This window comes from Rhodococcus shunpengi, from assembly GCF_048381395.1.
Taxonomy (GTDB): Bacteria; Actinomycetota; Actinomycetes; order Mycobacteriales; family Mycobacteriaceae; genus Rhodococcus.
On record NZ_JBLWIU010000024.1, the window covers coordinates 322,368 to 345,828 of the forward strand.

Here is a 23,461-nt window from a genome sequence, read left to right on the forward strand (position 1 = left end):
CCATCCTAGGCACACGGGGGCCGTGTCCCGCCGCCGACGACGCGCCGCGTGTGCCCCGTCTGTCCGGATGCGATGTCACGGTCGGCGGTTGTGGGCATACTGGGCTGTATGAAAGCGATGGTCGTATGACAGCGGTGGACATGGGCATCCCGGTCGTGCGCGATCGCGCAGACGACGTGTCCGATCGGCCCGACGTGCCCGAGCTGCTCGATCGCTTCGGGCGCATTGCCCGCGACCTACGTGTGTCCCTCACCGAGAAGTGCTCGTTGCGCTGCACCTACTGCATGCCGGCCGAGGGACTTCCCGAGATTCCGCGCGACCAGCTGCTCACGAGCGCCGAGATCGTGCGTCTGGTGGGCATCGCGACCGGTCGGCTCGGTGTCCACGAGGTGCGCTTCACCGGTGGGGAACCGCTCATGCGCCGCGATCTCGAGGAGATCGTCGCCGGATGTGCGCAGCAGACCCCGGGGCTGCCGATCGCGCTGACCACCAATGCGGTCGGTCTCCGGCACCGTGCGCGGGCGTTGGCGGACGCCGGACTGACCCGCGTGAACATCTCCCTCGACACCATCGACCGCGAGCACTTCGCGCGGCTCACGCGCCGCGACCGGCTCGATTCGGTGCTCGACGGCATCCGCGCCGCGGTGGCCGCCGGACTGGGACGGGTCAAGGTCAACGCCGTCCTGATGCCGGAGACCCTCGAGGGCGCGGCCGACCTGCTCGCGTGGTGCCTCGACGAGGGCGTGGAACTGCGGTTCATCGAGCAGATGCCTCTCGACGCCGATCAGAACTGGGCGCGCTCGCAGATGGTGCCGGCCCAGCAGTTGCTCGACGTGCTCGGGCAGCGGTTCACGCTCACGGAGACCGAACGCGAGGACCCGTCCGCGCCGGCCGAACGCTGGCTCGTCGACGGCGGACCGGCGACCGTCGGCATCATCGCGTCGGTGACGCGGTCGTTCTGCAGCGACTGCGACCGCACGCGGTTGACGGCCGAGGGAACGGTCCGGTCCTGCCTGTTCAGCGACCGGGAGACCGACCTGCGCGCCGCTCTTCGAGGCGGCGCCACCGACGACGAACTCGCCGCGCTGTGGCGCGGGGCGATGTGGAACAAGTGGGCCGGACACGGCATGGACGCGGCGGACTTCGCGCCGCCGCAGCGGAGCATGGGAGCTATCGGTGGCTGAGGTGACGACCGGGATCGAGGTGCGGTACTTCGCGGCCGCAGCGGATGCGGCCGGACGCGAGAAGGACACGATCGACCTGCCGGAGGGTGCCGATCTCGGCGCGCTGCGTGCCGTGCTCGTCGATCGTTACGGCGCCGGCATGGAGCGGGTCCTGTCGGTGGCGGCCTTCCTGCTCGAACCCGGCGATGGTGGTACGGGCGAACTCACCCGGGACCTCGGCCGACCGGCCGGGTCCCGAGTGGACGTCCTGCCGCCCTTCGCGGGTGGCTAACCCTCGCGCCACCAGGTGTCGAAGGGCGCCACGGGCATCACGCGCTTGTGCCGCGTGTCGAGGAACTTGGTCTCGAGGCGCTTGGCGAGGTCGTCGGTGACGTCCTTGCCCTCGAGATAGTCGTCGATCTCGCTGTAGGTCATGCCGAGCGCTTCCTCGTCGGGCAGCGCGGGACGGTCGTCCTCGAGATCAGCGGTGGGGATCTTGATCCAGGTGCTCTCGGGCGCGTCGAGTTCGCGCAGCAGCGCCGCACCCTGCCGCTTCGTGAGACCGGCCAGGGGGGTGATGTCGACGCCGCCGTCGCCGTACTTGGTGTAGAAGCCGGTCACCGCTTCGGCGGCGTGGTCGGTGCCGACCACGAGGTAGCCGAGTTCTCCGGCGATCGCGTACTGGATCATCATGCGTTCGCGGGCCTTGATGTTGCCGCGCACGAAGTCGCGCAGACGGGTCTCGGTGCCGTACAGCGCGCGAGCTGCTTCCGAGGCGGTCGCGTCGGCGCCGGGCTTCACATCCACACCGAGAGTGCGGTCGGCTCCGATGAATTCCAGTGCGACGAGGGCGTCGTGCTCGTCGGCCTGCTTGCCGTAGGGCAGGCGGACCGCGACGAACTCCGCCGTGTGGCCCTCGGCGCGGAGCTTCTCCGCGGCGAGCTGGGCGAGCTTGCCGGCGAGTGTGCTGTCCTGCCCGCCGCTGATGCCGAGCACGAATCCCTTCGCGGGAGTACTGCCCAGGTAGTCGGCGAGAAACTGCACCCGCGCGTCGATCTCGGCGCGTGGGTCGATGGAGGGTTTCACCCCGAGTTCTTCGATGATCCGATCGCGAAGGTTCGTCATCTTCACGACCCTAGCGTTCCCGTGTTACTGCTGCGATACAACGGCGAAGAGGGCGGGGCGAAGAGTGCGGTCGGGCAGACTCTTCGGGGTGAGCACCGGAGACGTCTTCCGCAAACACGACCCGCACGCGCAACCGGATTTCTTCCGGGCCGAGGCGGCCGGTCTGGCCTGGCTCGCCGAGGCCGGTATGCCGGTGGCGGCGGTGCGGTCGGTGAGTGAGCACCACATCGAACTCGAGCGGATCGCCGAGGCATCCCCGTCCGTCGAGGCCGCACGGGAGTTCGGTGCCGCACTCGCCCGGATGCACGACGTGGGCGCCGCCGGTTTCGGTGCGGCACCCGACGATTACGACGGGCAGCTGTTCATCGGCCGCCGCCCCATGAGCCGCACCGTGCACGACACCTGGGGAACGTTCTACGTCGCAGAGCGGGTGCTGCCCTTCCTGCGCATCGCGGTCGAGGCGGGCAGCGTCACCGACCGTCAGCGCCACGACATCGAGGCCGCCTGCGATCTCGTCGCCGCCGGAGCCTTCGACGACGAGGATCCGCCCGCGCGCCTGCACGGAGACCTGTGGAACGGCAACGTGCTGTGGTCGCCGCGCGGCGTCGTCCTGATCGATCCGGCCGCGCACGGCGGCCACCGCGAGACGGATCTGGCGATGCTCGCGCTCTTCGGTTGCCCGCACCTGGGCCGGGTCGTCGACGGCTACGAGTCGGCACATCCGCTGCGTGCCGGATGGGAGCAGCGGGTGCCCGTGCACCAGCTGCATCCACTGGCGGTGCACGCCGCGGGATACGGTGCCGGGTACGGGCGGGAGCTGCACCGGGCGGCACTCGCGACCCTCGAACTCGGAGGCAGTACGTGAACGGGATCCTCGTCGTATCCGCAACCCGCGCCGAGGCGGCGCACGTCCCGGAACGCTACGAGACGGTGATCACCGGGATCGGGAAGGTCGACGCGGCGGTCGCCGTCACCGCGGCGCTCGCGGGGTATCCGGCCGACGCGCGGCCGCTCGTCGTGAACATCGGCACCGCCGGCGCATTGCACACCCACCACTCGGGACTGTTCCTGCCGTCCGCCGCGATCAACCACGACATCAGCAGCGAGATCCTGAAGAGCCTCGGTCACCCCGTGCAGGACGTCGTGCAGATCGACGACGGTGACGGCAGCGTGCTCGCCACCGGTGATTCGTTCGTCTCGGACGCCGAGATCCGCGACGCGCTGTCCGCGCGCGCCGATCTCGTCGACATGGAGGGTTTCGCGGTCGCCTATGCCGCCCGCCGCATGGGTGCGCGGTGCCGGCTCGTCAAGCACGTGAGCGACCGGGCCGACGATTCGGCGCTCGACTGGCCGCAGCAGGTCGACCGCAGCGCGCAGGAACTCGCCCGCTGGCTCGTCGAGCGTTACTGAACGATTCGCCCTCGAACGATCTCAGCCCCCGTCCGTACGTTCGGTGAGGGTGACGGTCACCGCGCTGGTGGTCAGGGTGAGCACCTCCCCGTCGAGAGTCCACCGGGGTGTGCCCGCGAACAGCGTCCGCACCCAGTCGTCGGCGCCGTCGCGCGGGGGAGGACACGCCATTCTCGTGGACGCGAGCGTCCCGGCGCGGATCCTGCTCCCGGACAGGTCGGCGGTGCCGGTGAACCGGTTGCATCCGGCGGACGCCGCGACCCGCTCCCGAGCGGGGAACGACAACTGGAGCGGACCGCCGCCGGGGATCGGCCGCCCCTCGACCTCGGTCGAGACGTAACGGCGACCGATCGGGTCGGACGGCGACGACCCGAACATTCCGCACCCGGACAGCAGCGCACCCAGTGCGAGGACGACGACCACGCGGACTGCTCCCGGCATGGGTCTCACGGTACCGAGGAGGGATCAGCGGGCCGTGAACTCCAGTCCGTCGGTGCCGTTCGCTGCGGTGAGGGTCATCGACGAGCCCTGGACGGTGTAGGTGGTCTCACCTGCGAGCACGTTCAGGATGTGCGTCTCGATGTCGGCGACCTCGGGATCGGCGCAGCCTGCGCGGGTCATGGTGAGCGGTTCGAACAGGATGACATCGTCGCCGACCTCGGCGCTGCCGCCGATCTCGTTGCACCCCGTGTTCCCGGTGAGGGTGCCGTCGTCGGCCAGGGTGAGTGTCGGCGCGGCGTTCTCCAGGGCGACCGACCTGACGACGGCGTCGGCGGTGCGCAGCGAGGTCACCACCCACTCGGTACCGGTGATCGGCAGAGCGGGGTCGGCGACCTTCTCGTCCTCGAGCGAGACCGTGATGTCGTCGCCGGTGAGCGTGAAGGTGTTCCCGTCGAGCGACCAGCGCGGCTCGGCGTCGAACAGCGTGGTGAGCCACGCGTCTGCTCCCTCGCGTTCCGGCAGGCAGGCCATCATCGTGCTCGCCAGGTCCGATGCCTTCACTCGCCCGTCGGCCAGGTCCACGCCGCCGACGAAGCGGTTGCAGCCGGCGGTCGCGGAGATGCGTCCGTCCTCCGGGAACTCGACGACCATCGGTCCGTCGCCCGGGATCTGCGTGCCGGTCACGCTCGTCGAGACGAAGGTGCGGCCGGTGAGGTCCTCGGCGGAGTTGCCGTCGGTTGAATCCGACTCGGTGGTGCACGCGGCAGCGATCGCCGCCAGGGAGACGACCGTGAGCACCCGGAATGTGCGAATCATGCCGTTACGGTACGGCGCTCGACCCGTTTTCGTGGATACCTCGGCCGGTCACGACACGGTGTGCCAGTTCGGCCCAGTTGTCGGCGAGTCGGCGGAGCGGATGTCCCAGCTCGCGCCACTGGTGGAGCACGAGGGTGGCCTCGAGCGACGCGACCAGCGAGGTCGCCAGCAATCGGGTGTCGCCGGTGACACCGGCGGCACGCAACAACGCGTCGATGTGGGCGAGCGAGACCAGGTGGGCGGGAGCGGTGTAGCGGGAGTCGGTGGCGGATTCGGCCGCGCGGAGCAGTTCGCCCTGCACCTCGACGAGTTCGATGCGCGCACGACCGAAGGCGATGAGCCGGTCCAGGGGATCGGCGTCCGGGCCGAGCGGCGGCGGGCCGAACAGGAAACCCTGCTGGAACTCGCGCTCGCTGTGGTCGAGGAGCGCCCGGACGAGTCCGGCCCGGGAGCCGAATCTGCGGAAGACGGTGCCCTTGCCGACCCCGGCCCGCGCCGCGACGGCGTCCATCGTCACGGCGTCGACGCCGCGTTCGGCGACGAGCAGCGCGGCGGCGTCGAGCAGACGGGAACGATTGCGCGCTGCGTCGCCCCGTTCGGAGAGTCGTTCGTCCGCCAGAGGGAGGGCCCGGTTGTTCGCCGCAGGCAGCGCCCGACCGTCCGCGTGCGGGAGGGGGCGAGTGTTCACAAGGTCACACTCTAGCGGGGCGGGGAATAAAGCGGACCGCGGTCCGTTTAACATTGCGTAGTCAACCACTTCGACCCGAGGATGTTCCCATGACCCGAGTTCTCGCCCTCGTCGGCAGCCTGCGTGACGGCTCCGTCTCCCGCCAGCTCGCCGAGACTGCCGCTGCGGTCGCTGCCGAGAACGTCGAGGTGACCCTCTACGAGGGCCTCGCCGACGTTCCCTTCTACAACGAGGACCTCGACGGCGAGGCTGTCCCCGCCGCGGCCGTGGCCCTGCGTGACGCCGCTGCCGAGGTCGATGCCGTGCTGGTCGTCACTCCCGAGTACAACGGCACCGTCTCCGCGGTGCTCAAGAACGCCGTCGACTGGCTGTCGCGCCCCTACGGTGCCGGCGCACTGAGCGGCAAGCCTGTCGCCATCGTCAGTCAGTCGCCCAGCCAGAACGCCGCGAAGTGGGCGCTCGAGGACGCGGTCAAGGCCATCGGGATCGCCGGCGGCACGATCGTCGAGGGCGGCTCGCTGTCGATCGGCGAGACCTTCGGCAAGTTCGGTGGCGTGCACGCCAAGGAGCACGCCGAGACCGCGCAGCAGATCGCAGCGGTCGTCACCGCCCTGGCCGACGCCACCAAGGTGCTCGCCAACGCCTGATCGAGACGTCCGTCGGCCCGGCGGACCGTCCGACACCCCCGGTGCCGGAGACCCGCNGGTCTCCGGCACCGCGCGTATCCGCAGGGTCCGGCCGAGCCGCGGACGCTCCGCTCGTCGCATCTCGACGGTTCGACGACGCCTGCAGCGGGAATGCCCCGAACACAGCCCACTGTTCGGAGGTTTGCCCATGACAAGCGGGGACACGAGGACCGATACCGGCCACCGACCCGATCTCGACATAGTTCTCCACGTCGACGGGGTGGAGCGTCGCGTCCCGATCGACGTCCGCACCACCGTGCTCGACGCACTGCGCGACCGCCTCGGGATCACCTCCCCGAAGAAGGGATGCGATCTCGGTCAGTGCGGAGCGTGCACCGTACTGATCGACGGCCGGCGCACCCTCTCGTGTCTGGCCCTCGCCGCCTCGCACGACGGCGCCGAGATCGTCACCGCCGCCGGACTCGGCGATGGGGAGATGCATCCGCTCCAGGCGCAGTTCATCGAGGACGACGCCTTCCAGTGCGGCTACTGCACCCCCGGCCAGATCTGTTCGGCCGTCGGCATGCTCGACGAATTCGCCGACGGGGCACCGAGTCACGTCACGGCCGATCTCGAACAGGCACCCGAACTCGACGACGACGAGATCCGGGAACGCATGAGCGGCAATCTGTGCCGCTGCGCGGCCTATCCCAACATCGTCTCGGCGATCCGCACCGTCGCCGCCGGCGACAGCCGAATCGGTGCCGGCGACAGCCGACTCGATACGGAGGAGACGCGATGAGTTCTCTCCGTTACGAGCGACCGGCAGATCCCGCCGCTGCCGTCGCCGTCGTGCACGAGACACCGGGTGCGGTCTTTCTCGCGGGCGGCACGAATCTCGTCGACCACCTCAAACTCGGCGTCGCGACCCCCGATCTTCTCGTCGACGTCTCGCATCTTCCGCTCGACACCGTGGAGGAGGCGGCCGACGGGGGAATCCGGGTGGGCGCCAATGTCCGCAACAGCGACCTCGCGGCGCATCCCTTCGTGCGGCGCAACTATCCGGTGCTGTCGCGCGCACTGCTCGCCGGTGCCTCACCCCAGCTCCGGAACACCGCGACCACCGGCGGCAACCTGCTCCAGCGCACGCGGTGCTCGTACTTCCGGGACGTGAGCACCCCCTGCAACAAGCGCGAACCCGGCAGCGGCTGCTCCGCCATCGGCGGATACACCCGCTACCACGCGATCCTCGGCGCCTCGGAGCGCTGCGTGGCCACCCATCCTTCCGATATGGCGGTCGCCCTGCTCGCACTCGACGCCGAAGTCCTCGTCCTCGGCCCGGACGGTGAGCGCGCCATCGCGGTGGAGGACTTCTACCGACTCCCGGGCGACACACCCGAGCGCGACACCGTGCTCGAACGCGACGATCTCATCGTCGGCGTACGGATCCCCGCAGCGCAGAGTTCGCTGTCCACCTATCGCAAGGTGCGCGACCGGGCGTCCTACGCCTTCGCGCTGGTCTCCGTAGCGGCCGAGATGACCGTTGCGGACGGGACGATCACCGGGTGCCGCATCGCATTCGGTGGGGTCGCCCACCGGCCCTGGCGGGCACACCGCGCGGAGGAAGCACTTCTCGGGCACCAACCCTCCGACGAGGTCTTCGCCACCGCGGCCGAGGCCGAGCTCGCCGACGCGAGCCCCCTCGACGGCAACGTCTACAAGATCCCGCTGCTGCGGCGAACCGTGGTGGCGACCCTGCGCGAACTCGACGAACGGGAACGAGGTGAATCCGCATGAGCCCCGAGCCGATCCGAGCAGGTGGGCGCTCCACCGCGCGAATCGACGGACCGGCGAAGGTCGCCGGGACGGCGCCGTACGCCTACGAGCACCCGGTCGACGACCCCGCCTACCTCGTACCGCTCACCTCCACCATCGCCCGTGGACGCGTCGACCGGATCGACACCGCCGCCGCCGAAGCGGTGCCGGGGGTGCTGAAGGTCCTCACTCCCTGGAACGCCCCACGTCTCACCGAGGAGGCCGAGGGCGAGTACTCCGTCCTGCAGACACCCGACGTGCTGTACCGGGGCCAGATCATCGGCGCGGTCGTCGCGGAGAGCTTCGAGATCGCCCGGGAGGCATGCTCGCTCCTGAAGGTCGAATACAGCGAGGAACCGCACGACGCGCTCTTCCGCGCCGACCATCCCGACGCGTACACACCCGAGACCGTCAACGGCGGCTACGAACCCGACACCGAGCGAGGGGACGTCGACGCGGCGTTCGCCCGCGCCGAGACGGTCGTCGATCAGTGGTACTCCACCCCCGAGGAACACAACAACCCGCTCGAACCGCACACCGTCGTCGCGATCTGGCGGAACGACGTCGTGCCGTCGAACGGTGAGACCGACGCACACACCCTGACGCTGTACACCTCGACGCAGCATCCGCACGGTGTCGTCGAGACCCTCGCGCCGGTCTTCGGTCTCGACGCGGCCCGGATGCGGGTGGTCTGTCCGTACATCGGTGGGGGATTCGGTTCCAAGGGCGGTCCTCACGCGCACGACGTCCTCGGCGGACTCGCGGCGCGGGCCCTGCCGGGGAAGGCGGTCAAGTTCGCGGTCTCCCGACCCGATATGTTCGGTTACGTCGGTTACCGCGCTCCGACCGCCTCGCACATCCGGCTCGCGGCCGACCGCGACGGCAGGCTCACCGGTCTCGTGCACGAGGCGTTCGCCCAGTCGTCCCGGGTCACCGAATTCGTCGAACAGGCGGGGGTGCCGCTGCGCAATCTCTACGACGTCGCCAACGCCCGTACGTCGCATCGCGCGATCACCCTCGACGTGCCGGCGCCGTTCTGGATGCGCGCTCCCGGCGAGGCGCCGGGCATGTTCGCCGGCGAGGTCGCGATGGACGAGCTCGCCGCCGAACTCGGGATCGACCCGATCGAACTGCGCATCCGCAACGAACCCGAGTCCGATCCGGAGACGGGAAAGCCGTGGTCGTCGCGCCGGCTCGTCGAATGCCTCCGCGAAGGAGCACAGCGATTCGGATGGGATCCGTCCGACCGCGAACCCGGCACCCGGCGGCAGGGCAACACCCTGATCGGTACCGGCATGGCGGTCGCGACCTATCCCCACATGGTCAATCCCGGTTCGGAAGCCCAGATCCGGCACCTCGGGGAGGGGCGCTACTCCGTCCGCATCGGAGCCACCGACCTCGGTACGGGTGCGTGGACGACCCTGACCCTCATCGCAGCCGACGCACTCGGATGCCGACCGGAGGACGTGGACCTCGAGATCGGCGACAGTGCACTGCCCAACGGCACGGTGGCCGGCGGATCGTCGGGCACCTCGTCCTGGGGTACCGCGATCGTCACGGCCGCAGAGCAATTCGGCAAACGCTTCGGCGACGACCCACCGGTGGGTGCCGAACTGTCCGCGTCGGCAGCCGAGAACCGCGAACTCGAGCACTACACCGCGCAGTCCTTCGGTGTGCACTTCGCCGAGGTGTATGTCGACGCCGACACCGGCGAGATCCGGGTGCCCCGGATGTTCGGTCTGTTCTCCGTGGGACGGGTGATCAACCCACGTACGGCGCGTTCGCAGTTCATCGGCGGGATGTCGTTCGGGATCTCGATGGCCCTGTTCGAGGAGAGCATCCGCGACGCGCGTTTCGGGCACGTCGTCAACCACGACCTGTCCGAATACCACGTGCCGACACACGCCGACATCCGTGGGATCGAAGCCGATTGGCTCGACGACGAGGACCTGCACGCGACACCCATGGGGTCGCGGGGGATCGGTGAGATCGGGATCGTCGGCAGCGCCGCGGCGGTCGTCAACGCCCTGTGGCACGCGACCGGAGTGCGGGTCCGGAACCTGCCGGCCCGCCTCGACGACCTACTGCCCGGCCTGCCCTGACGCGTCGGACCGGTAACAGACCAACAGCCAGCGATTGGTGCCGGCCTGCCGCCGGTACCGAAGTTCGTCGAGCGCGGCGAGGGCGATGGCAAGTCCTCGACCGCGCTCGGCGAGGACATCCGGAAGTTCGACCGAACGCAGATCCACCCGGGCCGGGGCGCCGTCGTCGACGAACACGGCCTCCAGGCGCTCCGGATGGAGTTCCAGGGTCAGCGTCACCGAGACCGCGTCTCCCCGGCCGGCATGCTCGATGATGTTCGCGCCGATCTCGGCGACCGCGATCTCGAACTGCATGCGGTCGGACTCGTCGAGCTCCTCGGCGGCGAACATCTCGGCGACCAGGTTCATGATCCTGTCGAGGGTGCCTTCACTCGTCGTGGCCGACAGCTCCCACCGCATCGAGGGGCCCTGGTCCGGTTGCATTTCCGGTGGCCGGTCAGTCGCCATCGAACGCCGTGTCCGCGGAATCGTGTGTCGTCAGCACCCGGTCGAGCCGGGTGAGCGCGAGGACGCTCTGTACCTGGGCGGTCGGTGCGGCGATCCGCAGGTCGCCGCCCGCCTGACGGGCGGCCTTCAACCCGGAGACGAGTGCGCCGAGACCGGAGGAGTCGATGAAGTCGGTCCGGCTGAGATCCACCACGAGCCGGCTGGATCCGTTCTCGACGAGACCATGTAGCTGCTCGCGAAGGCGCGGTGCCGCAACCATGTTCAGGCGGCCCGTGGGCTGCACGACGGTGCTCGTTCCCACCTGGCGGGTTTCGTAGTGGCTCATCGATCTCCTTTGCTTTCGGGTCCACGGTAGCGAGCCGCTTGGATCACCACCGAGAGAATGAACAGGTCGAACACGACCCAGACGAGGTTCGCGGTGACTCCCAGCACCGAGATATCGCCGAGGAACAACCGCACGGTGCCGATGATCGCTGCGACCACCAACAGCGCCATGACGAGCAGCTGCTGCCGGAACAGATACCACGGGACACCCTCGCCCCCTTGGCGCGTCTTCGGAGTGACCGCGAAGTCCAGCGGCTTGTCGAAATACACGTTGAGGAAGGCGGTCCAACACGCCCTGATCCACACCGGGAACAAGGCGAGGCTGTACTGCTGGCCACGCCAGGTCGGCGTCCCGCGGCCCACGATGAAGAACAACAACTGACTCAGGATGAGGAACGGGACGAGTCGCGCGAAGAAGTCGAGGCTGAACGCCTCGACCGGCAGGACTCCGAAGACGAGATAGATCACCGGCGCCGCGAAATAGGCGAGGGCTGCGAATCCGGAGAGATAACTCCACATCGTCGACCAGTACATCAGGCGCTGCGCGACGGTCATGCCCTTCTGGACGAGCGGGTTCTCCCGGAGCATCACCTGGATCGTGCCCTGCGCCCAGCGAAGTCGTTGGGTGACCATCGTCTTCGGATCCTCCGGGGCCAGCCCGTAGGCCAGGATCTCGTGGTGGTAGACGGACTTCCAGCCGGCGCCGTGCAGGCGCATCGAGGTGGCCATGTCCTCGGTCACGGAGATGGTCGCCAACGCGAGCATCGGTTCGGCCTCCTCCGCGCGGTCGACGTCGACCGCGCGGATCATCGCGCGGATCGATTCGAGCGCACCGAGCGGCGACCATTCGCGATCGGCCAGGCGTTCGAGCACGGTGTCGTCGATGGTGAGCGCGTCGGTACCGTGTGCGTCGAGCGCGGCGATCTCCTCGAGATCGGCGCGGATACCACCGAAGTCGGCGTCGACGATGCTGCGTGCAGCGGCGTCGACCGTCTGCTGGAAGCGGAAGGTGACGTCGGCGAGTGCCACACCGGTCCGGAGTTCGCTGCGTGCCGTGCGCACGGCACGGCGCACCGAGTCGAGTGCCGCGGCCACATCGGGCTGATCGGCGGGCACTTTCCGGCGCGCGCGATCGACCACCTTTCCGGCGGTACGCAGGGTGCGTTCCACACCGTCCTCGACGGCCTGGACGTAGCCGGCGATGCCGAGCTGCATGAGTGCTTCACGTCGGAGGATCGCGTTGGACCCGCAGAAGAAGGCCGCGTTCCAGCCGTCCTTGCCCTGCTGGATCGGGCCGTAGAACAACGGGGCCTGACTGCCGAGTGGATCGGAGTCGGGGACATTGGTGAAGTACTGCGGGGTCTGGACCAGCGCCATGCTCTCGTCGGTGAAGTATCCGAGTGTGCGGTCGAGGATCTCGGGTTCGGGCACCTGGTCGGCGTCGAGGATCAACAGGAACTCGCCGTCGGAGTGCAGCAGGGCGTTGATGAGATTGCCGGCCTTGGCATGACGGGGCTTGTTCGTCCAGCTCGCCGAGCGTGTCATGTAGTCGACACCGAGTTCGGCTGCGGCCGCGGCGAGTTCGGGCCGGGCTCCGTCGTCGAGGATCCACGTCCGGTGCGGATAGCGGATCCGCTTTGCTGCTGCGGCGGTGCGCAGCACCAGGTCGACGGGTTCGTTGTAGGTGGTAATGAAGACGTCGACCGTCATCCCTTCGGGTGCCGCCGGCGGCTCGGGGCGTCTCCTCAGCCGCCACATCGTCAAGGCGAAGAGCAAGGAGTCGATCAGGCTGTATGTCTCGGCAAGCACCAGTGGCACCGCGATCCACCAGGCGTCCCAATTCACCGAGAACAACCAGCGCCAGACGATGTAGTTCAGACCGACGACGACCGTGAGGACGATGAGGACACGCAGGAACGGGGACGGGTAGCCCTCTTTCGTGACGGCGTTCACAACACCTCGTTCCGTCGTATCGCGACGACCGTGACGTCGTCGAGCGGTGGTTCGCTCTCCGTCAAGGCTTGCGCAGCGTCCACCAGTGCCTCCGGGGTGGTATGAGCCGCAACGAATCGGCACAGTGCCGCAGGGTCGCTCTGCTCGTCGAGCAGGTCGAGGAGACCGTCCGAGCAGACCACGAGAGTGTCGCCCGGATTCAGCTGCGCGGTTGCCGATATCCACGTGGTCTCGGGGAGTATCCCGAGCGGAGGGCCGCCGCCGTGGAGCGGTTCGACCTCGCCGTCGGCACGCCGGATCGCGGCCAGACCGTGGCCGGCATCGGCGAACTCGATGTGCCCCGTCGAGAAGTCGATCGCGGCGACGAAGGCGGTGACGAACGTCCCGGTGTGCTCGAAGTCCTCCGCGAGGTGTTCCGCGGCGACCGACAGCGCCAATCCGGTCTCGAGGACACCTTCCGGCCGCCCGAACCGGTCGAAGACTCTTCCGACCCCGCGCAGCGAGGAACGTACGGCCGACGACAGTATCGCAGCACCGAGTCCTTTGCCCATGACGTCGGCGACGGTGATCACGACCCCGTCGCGGAGTCGGTAGTGGTCGAAGAAATCGCCGCCCACCATGTAGGCGGGCAGGCACACCGTGGCGATCCCGTAACCGGGAAGATCCGGGAGCGGCCGGGGCAGGAGTTGCCGCTGGATCTCGGCGGCCCGCTCGAGTTCGTCGGAACGATCGAGTTCGCGTTGAGCCCACTCGGCCAGCTCCGCGAATGTGTCGAGCTGATCCGGATCGAGGCTCCTCTCCTCGGTGTCATAGATGCAGAAGGTGCCCACGGGGTGACCGGTGGGGCCGAACAGGGGATAACCGGCGTAGAACCGGATCCCACCCTCACCACCGATACCGGGGATGTCCATGAAGGCGGGATCGGTTGCGGCATCGGGAAGGACGAGTGCGGGGTCGTCCGGCCGCTCGTACGCCCGCGCGATGGTGGTGCGGCACACCGTCCTCTCGCGAGGAACTTCGGAGAGTTGCAGTCCGAGGATCGACTTGAACCACTGCCGGTCGTGGTCCATCAGCGACACCGACGCCATGGGGACGCCGAACACGCGGCACGCCATGCGGGTGATTTTGTCGAAGCGCTCCTCGTGAGGGGTGTCGAGCAGCTCGAGCCGCTCGACGTCGCGCATGCGCTCGCCCTCGAGATGGTCGGGGAGCAGCGGCGCCTCGGATGTCATCGTGCGGTGTGTCTCCTGTGCAGAGCGTCGTCCAGGGCCGCCGCGCACTCGGCCGTGCTGGTCAGGCGCCAGTCGGTTTCCTTGTTGTGATGGAACCACACGAACGTCGTCACCGCGGGGTGACTGTCCAAGTAAGCCACCAGATCCCGGATCCAGTCCGGCTTCGACCCACCGGCCTCCGCGCTCGCGACCTCGGTGACTGCGACTGGACGCTCCGGGGCGAGCCGACCGAGCTCGTCGAAGGTCGGTCCGAACAGATCCTCGGGGGACTGCCAGCGACTCCACTGCCGGGTGGTGCCCCAGTTGTAGCCGTCGACCCCGATGACATCGACGTAACCGTCGCCCGGATACAGGGGGGCGATGGGGCTGCTGCCCTCGTGCGGGACGTTGACCGTCCAGATCCAGCGCACGTTGACGGCTCCCTTGGAGGCGAACAGGTCGTGCACATGCCGCCACGCCGCGACGTAGGTCTCCGCTGAGGTACCGCCGGCGGGACCCCAGGGGTACCAGTCCCCGTTCGGCTCGTGCGCGAAGCGCAGGAACACGGTCCCGTCCCAGGCGGCGAGCTCGTCCGCCCATCGGTAGAGATGGTCGTCGTGGATCCCCGCGGCGATGTCGGTCATCGAGATCGACGTCCGGTCGTACGTCCCGTCGTCGCGCTGCAACCAGGGCTCCCACGTGACGATCGGGTCGGCGCCCGAGGCGCGCACGATGTCGAGGGCCCCGAGGGGTGGCGGGGAGAGGAAGTCGACGAACCACAGCACCGCGCCGGGGGCGGTGCCGACCGCCCCGGTGACCGCGCGGTACTCGTCGACGGCCACCGGGCCGCCGGGGGTGCTGATGCCGAAGCGGGGACACGCGGTGCTCGTCTCGTCGAGCGGGGCGGAGATCGGTTCGCACTCACGGCGCGAGTCACAGGCGGCGCACAGGGACAGTGCCAGCAGTGCGGCAAGCATCGCGCGAACCGGGTGCACGAGGAGTCATTCTTCCCGCCCGGAGCTCCCCGCGCAGGCCCTCCGGAGGGTGTTCTCGCGGTGACCTCGCGAAGTTGTCGGTGGTGCCCGCCACACTGTGCTCGAGGTCTCTCTCGGACGCGCTGCGGCGACACGCCGAGACACGCCCGAAACGCCGTGGAGGGAGGGTCGCGACCTGGGAATATCACCTTTGTAAGTCACAACATCCTGGGTTCTGTGTATCCGACGGACACAAGGTGTAGTGTCTAGACCGCTGGAGGGCCACAAGTGCCGACGATCTCTCGGGGAAGCGGGATCGGACGGATGAGTGGGCTTCCGGGTAACGCACAGCAGTCAGTCGTCAGGCCGCCCACGGCCGTCGGAAAAGGGGCATTCATGAACATCACCGTCTACACCAAGCCTGCCTGCGTCCAGTGCACCGCCACCTACCGCGCCCTCGACAAGGCCGGCATCGAGTACGACGTCGTCGACATCAGTGAGAACCCCGAGGCCCGCGACTACGTCATGGCGCTGGGATACCTCCAGGCGCCCGTCGTCGTCGCCGGCGACGACCACTGGTCGGGCTTCCGCCCCGACCGAATCAAGGCGCTCACCGTCGCTGCCTGAGCCCGGGCCGCGTTCGCGGCGGCCCGATCGTCGTCGTCTCCGGGCGGACGTGTTCTTCCGTGTCCGCCTCGGGCCGGTCTTCGCAATCGAATGAAGAGTGGTGACTACCGATGGCTTCGCTGGGGTCGATCCCGGGAACATCGCTGGTGTACTTCTCGAGTACATCCGAGAACACCCACCGATTCGTGCAGAAACTCGGGATTCCGGCCAGCCGTATCCCGCTGCACGATCGTGAGGGGAATTTCGAGGTCCACGATCCGTACGTGCTGATCGTGCCGACCTACGGTGGCGGGACGACCGCCACGGGCCGTGATACCCGCTACGTTCCCAAACAGGTCATCCGATTCCTCAACAACGAGCACAATCGGGGCCTGATCCGCGGTGTCATCGCGGCGGGTAACACCAACTTCGGCGACTCGTACTGTTTCGCGGGAGACATCGTCTCGCGCAAGTGCAAGGTGCCGTATCTGTACCGGTTCGAGTTGATGGGCACGACCGACGACGTCGAGCGTGTCCGCGACGGTCTCGCCCGATTCTGGGAGTCCGTTCTCCAGAACGCCTGAGCCACATCCGTATCCGTATTCGACGCGCGTCGCGGACGTGACTGCGCGGCCGTTTCCTAACTCCGACAAGTGGGGACAGCACTGTGACCATTACCGATCCCGCTCCCGCCACGAGCGCACACCTCGACGATTCGATCAAGGATCTCGACTACCACGCGCTCAACGCGATGTTGAATCTGTACGGCCCCAACGGCGAGATCCAGTTCGACAAGGATGTGGCCGCCGCCCGCCAGTACTTCCTGCAGCACGTCAACCAGAACACGGTCTTCTTCCACAACCTCGACGAGAAGCTCGACTACCTCGTCGAGGAGAACTACTACGAGCACGAGGTGCTCGAGAAGTACTCGCGTGCGTTCGTCAAATCGCTGTTCGACCATGCGTATTCGAAGAAGTTCCGGTTCCCGACCTTCCTCGGTGCGTTCAAGTACTACACCTCGTACACGCTCAAGACGTTCGACGGCAAGCGTTACCTCGAGCGCTTCGAGGACCGCGTGTGCATGGTCGCACTGACGCTGGCCGACGGCGACGAGATCCTCGCCCGTCACCTCGTCGACGAGATCATCTCCGGTCGTTTCCAGCCGGCCACCCCGACCTTCCTCAACTCGGGCAAGAAGCAGCGCGGCGAGCCCGTCTCGTGCTTCCTGCTCCGCATCGAGGACAACATGGAGTCGATCGGCCGCTCCATCAACTCCGCACTGCAGCTGTCCAAGCGCGGTGGCGGTGTCGCCCTGCTGCTCAGCAACATTCGTGAGCACGGCGCCCCGATCAAGAAGATCGAGAACCAGTCCTCCGGCGTCATCCCGATCATGAAGCTGCTCGAGGACTCCTTCTCCTACGCCAACCAGCTCGGTGCCCGTCAGGGTGCCGGTGCGGTCTACCTGCACGCGCACCACCCCGACATCTACCGTTTCCTCGACACCAAGCGTGAGAACGCCGACGAGAAGATCCGCATCAAGACCCTCTCGCTGGGCGTCGTCATCCCCGACATCACGTTCGAGCTGGCGAAGAAGAACGAGGACATGTATCTGTTCTCGCCGTACGACGTCGAGCGCGTCTACGGCAAGCCCTTCGCCGACATCGACGTCACCGAGAAGTACTACGAGATGGTCGACGACAAGCGCATCCGCAAGTCGAAGATCAAGGCGCGCGAGTTCTTCCAGACCGTCGCCGAGTTGCAGTTCGAGTCGGGCTACCCCTACGTCATGTTCGAGGACACGGTGAACCGGGCCAACCCGATCGCCGGAAAGATCACGCACTCGAACCTGTGCTCGGAGATCCTGCAGGTCTCGACCCCCTCTGAGTTCAACGACGACCTGTCCTACAGCCATGTGGGCAAGGACATCTCGTGCAACCTCGGCTCGCTGAACATCGCGAAGACGATGGACTCGCCCGACTTCGCGCAGACCATCGAGGTCGCCATCCGCGGCCTGACGGCCGTCTCCGACCAGACGACGATCTCGTCGGTGCCGTCGATCGAGCGGGGCAACAACGAATCCCACGCCATCGGCCTCGGCCAGATGAACCTGCACGGCTTCCTCGCCCGGGAGCACATCTTCTACGGGTCCGAAGAAGGCGTCGACTTCACGAACATCTACTTCTACACCGTGCTGTTCCACGCCCTGCGTGCGTCGAACAAGATCGCGATCGAGCGCGGCTCGTACTTCAAGGGCTTCCCGGAGTCGAAGTACGCCTCGGGTGAGTTCTTCGACAAGTACACCGATCAGGTGTGGGAGCCGGCCACCGAGCGGGTCCGTCAGCTGTTCACCGAGTCGAACATCGCGATCCCCACGCAGCAGGACTGGCGCGAGCTGAAGGAGTCCGTGCAGAAGCACGGCATCTACAACCAGAACCTGCAGGCGGTTCCGCCCACCGGTTCGATCTCGTACATCAACCACTCGACGAGCTCGATCCACCCGGTCGCGTCGAAGATCGAGATCCGCAAGGAGGGCAAGATCGGGCGTGTCTACTACCCGGCGCCCTACATGACGAACGAGAATCTCGAGTACTTCCAGGATGCCTACGAGATCGGCTACGAGAAGATCATCGACACCTACGCTGCCGCGACGCAGCACGTCGACCAGGGGCTGTCGCTGACGCTGTTCTTCAAGGACACCGTCACCACCCGCGACGTGAACAAGGCCCAGATCTACGCGTGGCGCAAGGGAATCAAGACCCTGTACTACATCCGCCTGCGGCAGATGGCGCTCGAGGGCACCGAGGTGGAGAACTGCGTCTCCTGCATGCTGTGATCCGTTCTCCACGACAGTCCTTGCACCAGCACACAATTCAGGTAGGTAACCGATGACTGCAGCAGCACACTCGCCGGCCGACGGCGTGCGCGTCAAACTCATCGATCGCGTCTCCGCGATCAACTGGAACCGCGTCCCCGACGACAAGGACGCCGAGGTCTGGGATCGCCTCACCGGCAACTTCTGGCTCCCGGAGAAGGTGCCCGTCTCCAACGACATCCAGTCGTGGGGAACGCTCACCGAATACGAGCAGGAACTGACGATGCGGGTCTTCACGGGCCTGACGCTGCTCGACACCATCCAGGGCACGGTCGGTGCGGTCTCACTCATTCCCGATGCGGTCACCCCGCACGAGGAAGCGGTGCTGACGAACATCGCGTTCATGGAGTCGGTGCACGCGAAGAGCTACTCGCAGATCTTCTCGACACTGTGCTCGAGCCGCCAGATCGACGACGCCTTCCGGTGGTCGGAGGAGAACGAGCACCTGCAGCGCAAGGCGCAGATCATCCTCGACTACTACAAGGGCGACGACCCGCTCAAGCGCAAGGCCGCCTCGACACTGCTCGAGTCGTTCCTGTTCTACTCGGGCTTCTACCTGCCGATGTACTGGTCGTCGCGGGCCAAGCTCACCAACACCGCCGACATGATCCGCCTGATCATCCGTGACGAGGCCGTCCACGGCTACTACATCGGCTACAAGTACCAGCGCGGCCTCGAGACGATCACGCAGGCCGAGCGCGACGAACTCAAGGACTGGGTCTTCGAACTGCTCTTCGAGCTGTACGACAACGAGACCCACTACACGGCCGACCTCTACGACCAGGTCGGGCTCACCGAGGACGTCAAGAAGTTCCTGCGCTACAACGCGAACAAGGCGCTGATGAACCTCGGCTACGAGGCGCTGTTCCCGAAGGACGAGACGGACGTCAACCCGGCCATCCTGTCGGCGCTGTCGCCGAACGCCGACGAGAACCACGACTTCTTCTCGGGCTCCGGCAGCTCCTATGTGATCGGCAAGGCCGTCGTCACGGAAGACGAGGACTGGGACTTCTGACGTAGACGTTCTCCGTCACCGGCCCGAACGCATCGATCCCGCACACCGGCGCAGGAGCGCCCGTGTGCGGGATCGCGTGCTTTTCGCGGCCCGGCCCGTCCCCGATAGCATCGCTCCTCGTGACCGAGACAAGAGAAGCGTCGGGCTCGCCTCGGCCGGTGACAACCGAACGCGCGCCGTCGGGCGGGCGGTCGGTCGAGCAGCGGACCCGTCTGTGGGCGGTGCTCGCCGCCGTCGTGGGGATTGCCGCATCCATCGCGATGCCGTTCCTGCCCGTGACGCAGACCACTGCGACCATCGACTGGCCGCAGAGCGGGAGCAATGCCGGCATCTCGGCGCCGCTGGTGTCCTACGCACCGGTCGACCTCGACGCCACGATCGAGTGCCGGTCCGTGCGCGACGCGCTGCCGGACGGCGGCACCGTCTTCTCCACACTTCCCGCAGGAGCCCCCGACCGCGAGCGCTACGGGCTGATCGCCCGTGTCCAGGCGGCCGGTGACGACGGGCCGGCGATGTTCGAGGTGATCTCCCGCAACACGCTGCTCGCCTCGGCACCGGTGGACGACCTGTCCGGGGACTGCTCGGTCACCCTGTCCTCGAACTCCGAACGCACCGTCGCGGCGATCACCGGCTCGGCCGCGGCGTCGGGGGAGCGGACCTTCGACCGCGACCTGCGACCCCAGCTGGTCGGCATCTTCACCGACCTGCCCGGTCCCGCACTCGACGGCGTCTCGGTCACCGCGACCGTCGACACCCGCTTCACGACGTCGCCGACGGTGCTGAAGATCGTCGCGATGATCGTCGCGGTGGTGGCCACGGCACTCGCGCTGTGGACACTGGCCCGGTTCGACCGCGCCGACGGTCGTCGCCACCGCCGCCTGTTGCCGGCGTCGTGGTGGTCGTTCACCCGCATCGATGCGCTGGTCGTCGGAACGTTGCTCGTCTGGCACGTCATCGGGGCGAACACCGCCGACGACGGTTACCAGCTCGGGATGGCCCGTGCCGCGGGCGAGGCCGGGTACATGGCGAACTACTTCCGGTGGTTCGGTGTGCCCGAAGCACCCTTCGGCACCCCCTTCTACGACGTTCTGGCCCTGATGACCCAGGTCTCGACGGCGAGCATCTGGATGCGGTTACCGGCACTGACCGCCGGAATCCTGTGCTGGTGGGTGCTCAGCCGCGAGGTCGCTCCACGGCTCGGCGTCGCGCTACGCCGCAACCGGCTTCCGTTGTGGACCGGGGCGCTGGTCTTCCTGGCGTTCTGGCTGCCGCTCAACAACGGTCTGCGCCCCGAACCGATCGTCGCGACGGGCGTCGTGCTCACCTGGTGCTCGGTCGAACGCGCGATCGCCACCCGGCGTCTGCTGCCCGCGGCGGCCGCGATCCTCGTCGCCGCGCTCACCGTGACCGCGGGACCGTCGGGCATCATCTGTTTCGCTGCGCTGATCGCCGGTGCCCGCCCGATCGCCCGCATCCTCCATCGGCGTGCGCAGACCCTGGGATGGCTGCCGGTTCTCGTGCCGATGATCGCGGCCGGACTGGTGATCCTGGTGCCGGTCTTCGCCGACCAGACCCTCGCGGCGGTGCTGGAGATGCAGCACGTGCACGGCGTCGGCCCGAACGTGCCGTGGTTCCAGGAGTATCTGCGCTACCAGTACCTGCTGCAGATCACCGTGGACGGCTCGCTGGCCCGCAGGTTCGCGGTCTTCACCCTGGTGCTGTGCCTGGCGGTGGCGATCGTGGCGATGCTGCGCCGCGGTGGGCACATCCCCGGCACCGCGCAGGGGCCGTCCCGCCGCATCGTCGGCATCACCCTCGGGGCGCTGGTGCTGATGATGTTCGCGCCCACCAAGTGGACCCACCACTTCGGTATCTACGCCGGTCTGGCCGCCGCGGTGGCGATGCTCGCCGCCGTGGCCACCGGGCCCGCGGTGCTGCGTTCGCGACGCAACCGCGCCCTGTTCGCCGCGGCGGTGTCGTTCGTGGTGACCATGTCGTTCATCGGCCCCAACGGCTGGTGGTACGTCTCGAGCTACGGGGTTCCGTGGTGGGACAAGCCGCCGTCGGTCGCCGGATTCGGTTTCTCCACCGTCTTCTTCGCCGTGACCGTCGTCGCGTTGCTGCTCGCCGCGTGGTGGCACATCCACCCCGTCGCGTCCACCCGCACCGACACCCCGTCGCGGTTGTGGGCGGCGCCGCCGTTGACTGTCGCCGCCGCAGCGATGGTGCTGTTCGAGGTGCTGTCACTGGCCAAGGGCGCGATCTCGCAGTACCCGGGTTATTCGGTGGCACGGTCCAACGTCGACACGCTCACCGGCAACTCGTGCGCACTCGCGAACGACGTGTTGCTCGAAACGAACCCGAACGCTTCGTTGCTCACCCCCATCGGCGCCGACGCGGCCTCCGCTCTCGATGCCGGGGGAGGGGACGGGTTCACGCCGGGCGGTGTCGCGCTCGATCTGACCCCGGACGACGACTCGGCTTCGGCCGGCACCGCCAACACCGTCGACACGAACGACGACCAGACCTCGACCGGCGGTACCGGTGGCACCGGCGGCGGTACCGGCAGAGTCGGAATCAACGGCAGCACCGTCGCATTGCCGTTCGGCCTCGATCCGGCGACCACACCGGTGCTGGGCAGCCACGGATCGTCGCTCGGTGACGTCACGAGTGCCTGGTTCCGGTTGCCCGAGCCCGACGCGACCGGATCGCGCGGGGATCTCGTCACCATCGCCGCGGCCGGCCGGATCTTCTCCGTCGACGCCGACGGTACCGAAACCTACGGTCAGCGACTCGAACTCGAATACGGGACCACCGCGGCCGACGGCAGCGTGACCGCGCTGGGACGGGCGTTGCCGATCGACATCGGTCCGTCGCCCTCGTGGAGGAATCTGCGTGTCCCGATGGACACACTGCCGGGCGAGGTCGACGCGGTGCGGATCGTCGCCTCCGACAACGACCTCGCGCCCGAACAGTGGCTGGCGTTCACCCCGCCGCGCGTGCCGCAGACGCAGACCCTGCAGCAGGTCGTCGGGAGCGACACACCGGTCCTGCTGGACTGGGCTGTCGGTCTCAACTTCCCGTGCCAGCGGCAGATGGTGCACCGCAACGGCATTGCCGAGATCCCCGAGTACCGGATCCTGCCGGACCGGATCGGTGCCATTTCCACGGATCTGTGGCAGGACCACAACGGTGGCGGTCCTCTCGGTTGGACCGACCAGTTGTTGCGGGCCCGCACGATCCCGTCGTATCTCGATCACGACTGGGACCGCGACTGGGGAGCGATCGAGCAGTACACACCGATCGATCCGTCGACGGAGACCGCGGAGCTCGACACCGCCACGGTCACGCGCAGCGGTCTGTGGAGCCCCGCTCCGATCAACACCGCCTACTGACGGAACCACGCCTCCGCACGACCGGCGAGGGCCTTCCCGAGCCGCAGACGCGACGTCTCGGTGAGCGGCTCGGGAAGGTCGTCCGGCGCGAACCACGCCACCTCGAGGTTCTCGTCGTCGGCGACGCGTGCATCCCCGCCGGTCGCGCGGAGCAGGAAACACACGTCGAGGTACTGCGCGACGTCGCCGTTGGGATAGGTGATCGGTGCGGTGACGTCCACGCTCGTCAGCCGCACGATCTCGGCGGCGACACCCGTTTCCTCGAGCACCTCCCGAACCGCGGCGACGGCGGGCTCCTCACCGGGTTCGAGGATGCCGGACACCACGGCCCACATGCCGTTGTCGGCGCGGCGGGTGAGCAGGACGCGGTCGTCGTCCGTGACGATCGCGCTCACCCCCGGCAGCCACAGGGGAGCGGTTCCTACGTGTGAGCGGAGCTGGACGACGAAATCGGGTATCGGCACGCCCTCGTTTCTAT

General features: G+C 67.8%; 23 protein-coding genes. 13 read left to right on the forward strand and 10 right to left on the reverse strand.

Annotation, left to right across the window (positions count from 1 at the left end; genetic code table 11):
• Window positions 1-125: 125 nt before the first annotated feature.
• Together moaA and ACNJ7K_RS13785 are read left to right on the forward strand one after the other, a co-directional pair.
• Window positions 126-1,184: a GTP 3',8-cyclase MoaA gene (moaA, locus tag ACNJ7K_RS13780; RefSeq protein WP_026061344.1), complete on the forward strand. Its 1,059-nt coding sequence runs from the start codon at window positions 126-128 to the stop codon at window positions 1,182-1,184.
• Complete coding sequence (locus ACNJ7K_RS13785; RefSeq protein ID WP_024101433.1) at window positions 1,177-1,455, forward strand: MoaD/ThiS family protein; 279 nt, start codon at window positions 1,177-1,179, stop codon at window positions 1,453-1,455. Before moaA ends, ACNJ7K_RS13785 begins: the two co-directional genes overlap by 8 nt.
• Here the strand turns inward: ACNJ7K_RS13785 and nadE are convergent.
• Window positions 1,452-2,288 carry an ammonia-dependent NAD(+) synthetase gene (gene nadE / locus ACNJ7K_RS13790; protein WP_230788826.1) on the reverse strand — a complete coding sequence of 279 codons (837 nt, stop codon included), beginning with the start codon at window positions 2,286-2,288 and terminating at the stop codon, window positions 1,452-1,454. The two genes, ACNJ7K_RS13785 and nadE, sit on opposite strands and share 4 nt — an antisense overlap.
• Window positions 2,289-2,352: 64 nt before the next feature.
• On the opposite strand from nadE, the gene ACNJ7K_RS13795 reads away from it, so the two are divergent.
• Together ACNJ7K_RS13795 and ACNJ7K_RS13800 are read left to right on the forward strand one after the other, a co-directional pair.
• Window positions 2,353-3,153: a fructosamine kinase family protein gene (locus tag ACNJ7K_RS13795; protein WP_372473348.1), complete on the forward strand. Its 801-nt coding sequence runs from the start codon at window positions 2,353-2,355 to the stop codon at window positions 3,151-3,153.
• Window positions 3,150-3,698 carry a nucleosidase gene (locus tag ACNJ7K_RS13800; RefSeq protein WP_120279795.1) on the forward strand — a complete coding sequence of 183 codons (549 nt, stop codon included), beginning with the start codon at window positions 3,150-3,152 and terminating at the stop codon, window positions 3,696-3,698. The genes ACNJ7K_RS13795 and ACNJ7K_RS13800 overlap by 4 nt, the downstream gene beginning before the upstream one ends.
• A 21-nt stretch (window positions 3,699-3,719) precedes the next feature.
• On the opposite strand, the gene ACNJ7K_RS13805 is transcribed toward ACNJ7K_RS13800, so the two are convergent.
• The 3 genes from ACNJ7K_RS13805 to ACNJ7K_RS13815 are packed head-to-tail and all read right to left on the reverse strand — an operon-like array spanning window position 3,720 to window position 5,643.
• Window positions 3,720-4,139: an META domain-containing protein gene (locus tag ACNJ7K_RS13805; RefSeq protein ID WP_225623582.1), complete on the reverse strand. Its 420-nt coding sequence runs from the start codon at window positions 4,137-4,139 to the stop codon at window positions 3,720-3,722.
• A gap of 24 nt (window positions 4,140-4,163) precedes the next feature.
• The gene (locus ACNJ7K_RS13810; protein WP_159417930.1) at window positions 4,164-4,955 is read right to left on the reverse strand and encodes an META domain-containing protein; all 792 of its coding nucleotides are present in this window, start codon (window positions 4,953-4,955) and stop codon (window positions 4,164-4,166) included.
• 4 nt (window positions 4,956-4,959) lie between these two features.
• Window positions 4,960-5,643 (reverse strand): TetR/AcrR family transcriptional regulator, encoded by a 684-nt coding sequence (locus ACNJ7K_RS13815; protein ID WP_372473350.1) that lies wholly within the window; start codon window positions 5,641-5,643, stop codon window positions 4,960-4,962.
• 89 nt (window positions 5,644-5,732) lie between these two features.
• Here ACNJ7K_RS13815 and ACNJ7K_RS13820 point away from each other — a divergent pair, with 89 nt between their 5' ends.
• The 4 genes from ACNJ7K_RS13820 (at window position 5,733) to ACNJ7K_RS13835 (ending at window position 10,186) form a co-directional block, all read left to right on the forward strand.
• Window positions 5,733-6,290: an NAD(P)H-dependent oxidoreductase gene (locus ACNJ7K_RS13820; RefSeq protein ID WP_120279792.1), complete on the forward strand. Its 558-nt coding sequence runs from the start codon at window positions 5,733-5,735 to the stop codon at window positions 6,288-6,290.
• 187 nt (window positions 6,291-6,477) lie between these two features.
• On the forward strand, window positions 6,478-7,071 hold the full coding sequence (locus ACNJ7K_RS13825) for a 2Fe-2S iron-sulfur cluster-binding protein (RefSeq protein ID WP_159417932.1): 594 nt from the start codon (window positions 6,478-6,480) through the stop codon (window positions 7,069-7,071).
• Window positions 7,068-8,066 (forward strand): FAD binding domain-containing protein, encoded by a 999-nt coding sequence (locus ACNJ7K_RS13830; RefSeq protein WP_487041812.1) that lies wholly within the window; start codon window positions 7,068-7,070, stop codon window positions 8,064-8,066. The genes ACNJ7K_RS13825 and ACNJ7K_RS13830 overlap by 4 nt, the downstream gene beginning before the upstream one ends.
• Window positions 8,063-10,186, forward strand: a complete 2,124-nt coding sequence (locus ACNJ7K_RS13835; RefSeq protein WP_120279789.1) for a xanthine dehydrogenase family protein molybdopterin-binding subunit — start codon at window positions 8,063-8,065, stop codon at window positions 10,184-10,186. The genes ACNJ7K_RS13830 and ACNJ7K_RS13835 overlap by 4 nt, the downstream gene beginning before the upstream one ends.
• Here the strand turns inward: ACNJ7K_RS13835 and ACNJ7K_RS13840 are convergent.
• From ACNJ7K_RS13840 to ACNJ7K_RS13860, 5 genes are read right to left on the reverse strand one after another with little or no spacing between them, the layout of a single operon-like run.
• Window positions 10,166-10,609: an ATP-binding protein gene (locus ACNJ7K_RS13840; RefSeq protein ID WP_487041813.1), complete on the reverse strand. Its 444-nt coding sequence runs from the start codon at window positions 10,607-10,609 to the stop codon at window positions 10,166-10,168. The genes ACNJ7K_RS13835 and ACNJ7K_RS13840 overlap by 21 nt on opposite strands.
• A 13-nt stretch (window positions 10,610-10,622) precedes the next feature.
• On the reverse strand, window positions 10,623-10,958 hold the full coding sequence (locus ACNJ7K_RS13845) for an STAS domain-containing protein (RefSeq protein WP_106199293.1): 336 nt from the start codon (window positions 10,956-10,958) through the stop codon (window positions 10,623-10,625).
• The gene (locus ACNJ7K_RS13850) at window positions 10,955-12,910 is read right to left on the reverse strand and encodes a glycosyltransferase (RefSeq protein ID WP_159417935.1); all 1,956 of its coding nucleotides are present in this window, start codon (window positions 12,908-12,910) and stop codon (window positions 10,955-10,957) included. The genes ACNJ7K_RS13845 and ACNJ7K_RS13850 overlap by 4 nt, the downstream gene beginning before the upstream one ends.
• The gene (locus ACNJ7K_RS13855; RefSeq protein WP_106199295.1) at window positions 12,907-14,142 is read right to left on the reverse strand and encodes a PP2C family protein-serine/threonine phosphatase; all 1,236 of its coding nucleotides are present in this window, start codon (window positions 14,140-14,142) and stop codon (window positions 12,907-12,909) included. The genes ACNJ7K_RS13850 and ACNJ7K_RS13855 overlap by 4 nt, the downstream gene beginning before the upstream one ends.
• Window positions 14,139-15,098 (reverse strand): glycoside hydrolase family 26 protein, encoded by a 960-nt coding sequence (locus ACNJ7K_RS13860; protein ID WP_106201496.1) that lies wholly within the window; start codon window positions 15,096-15,098, stop codon window positions 14,139-14,141. Before ACNJ7K_RS13860 ends, ACNJ7K_RS13855 begins: the two co-directional genes overlap by 4 nt.
• Before the next feature lie 393 nt (window positions 15,099-15,491).
• Between ACNJ7K_RS13860 and ACNJ7K_RS13865 the strand changes: the two genes are divergently transcribed.
• The 5 genes from ACNJ7K_RS13865 (at window position 15,492) to ACNJ7K_RS13885 (ending at window position 22,983) form a co-directional block, all read left to right on the forward strand.
• On the forward strand, window positions 15,492-15,722 hold the full coding sequence (locus tag ACNJ7K_RS13865) for a redoxin NrdH (protein ID WP_006550390.1): 231 nt from the start codon (window positions 15,492-15,494) through the stop codon (window positions 15,720-15,722).
• Between the two features lie 110 nt (window positions 15,723-15,832).
• On the forward strand, window positions 15,833-16,285 hold the full coding sequence (gene nrdI, locus ACNJ7K_RS13870; protein ID WP_106199297.1) for a class Ib ribonucleoside-diphosphate reductase assembly flavoprotein NrdI: 453 nt from the start codon (window positions 15,833-15,835) through the stop codon (window positions 16,283-16,285).
• Between the two features lie 167 nt (window positions 16,286-16,452).
• Window positions 16,453-18,534, forward strand: coding sequence for a class 1b ribonucleoside-diphosphate reductase subunit alpha (gene nrdE, locus ACNJ7K_RS13875; RefSeq protein WP_230789070.1), 2,082 nt, complete (start codon window positions 16,453-16,455; stop codon window positions 18,532-18,534).
• Between the two features lie 52 nt (window positions 18,535-18,586).
• Window positions 18,587-19,588 carry a class 1b ribonucleoside-diphosphate reductase subunit beta gene (gene nrdF, locus ACNJ7K_RS13880; protein ID WP_026061338.1) on the forward strand — a complete coding sequence of 334 codons (1,002 nt, stop codon included), beginning with the start codon at window positions 18,587-18,589 and terminating at the stop codon, window positions 19,586-19,588.
• 158 nt (window positions 19,589-19,746) lie between these two features.
• On the forward strand, window positions 19,747-22,983 hold the full coding sequence (locus ACNJ7K_RS13885) for an arabinosyltransferase domain-containing protein (RefSeq protein WP_487041814.1): 3,237 nt from the start codon (window positions 19,747-19,749) through the stop codon (window positions 22,981-22,983).
• Here the strand turns inward: ACNJ7K_RS13885 and ACNJ7K_RS13890 are convergent.
• On the reverse strand, window positions 22,977-23,447 hold the full coding sequence (locus ACNJ7K_RS13890) for an NUDIX hydrolase (RefSeq protein WP_120279784.1): 471 nt from the start codon (window positions 23,445-23,447) through the stop codon (window positions 22,977-22,979). The genes ACNJ7K_RS13885 and ACNJ7K_RS13890 overlap by 7 nt on opposite strands.
• Window positions 23,448-23,461: the final 14 nt, after the last annotated feature.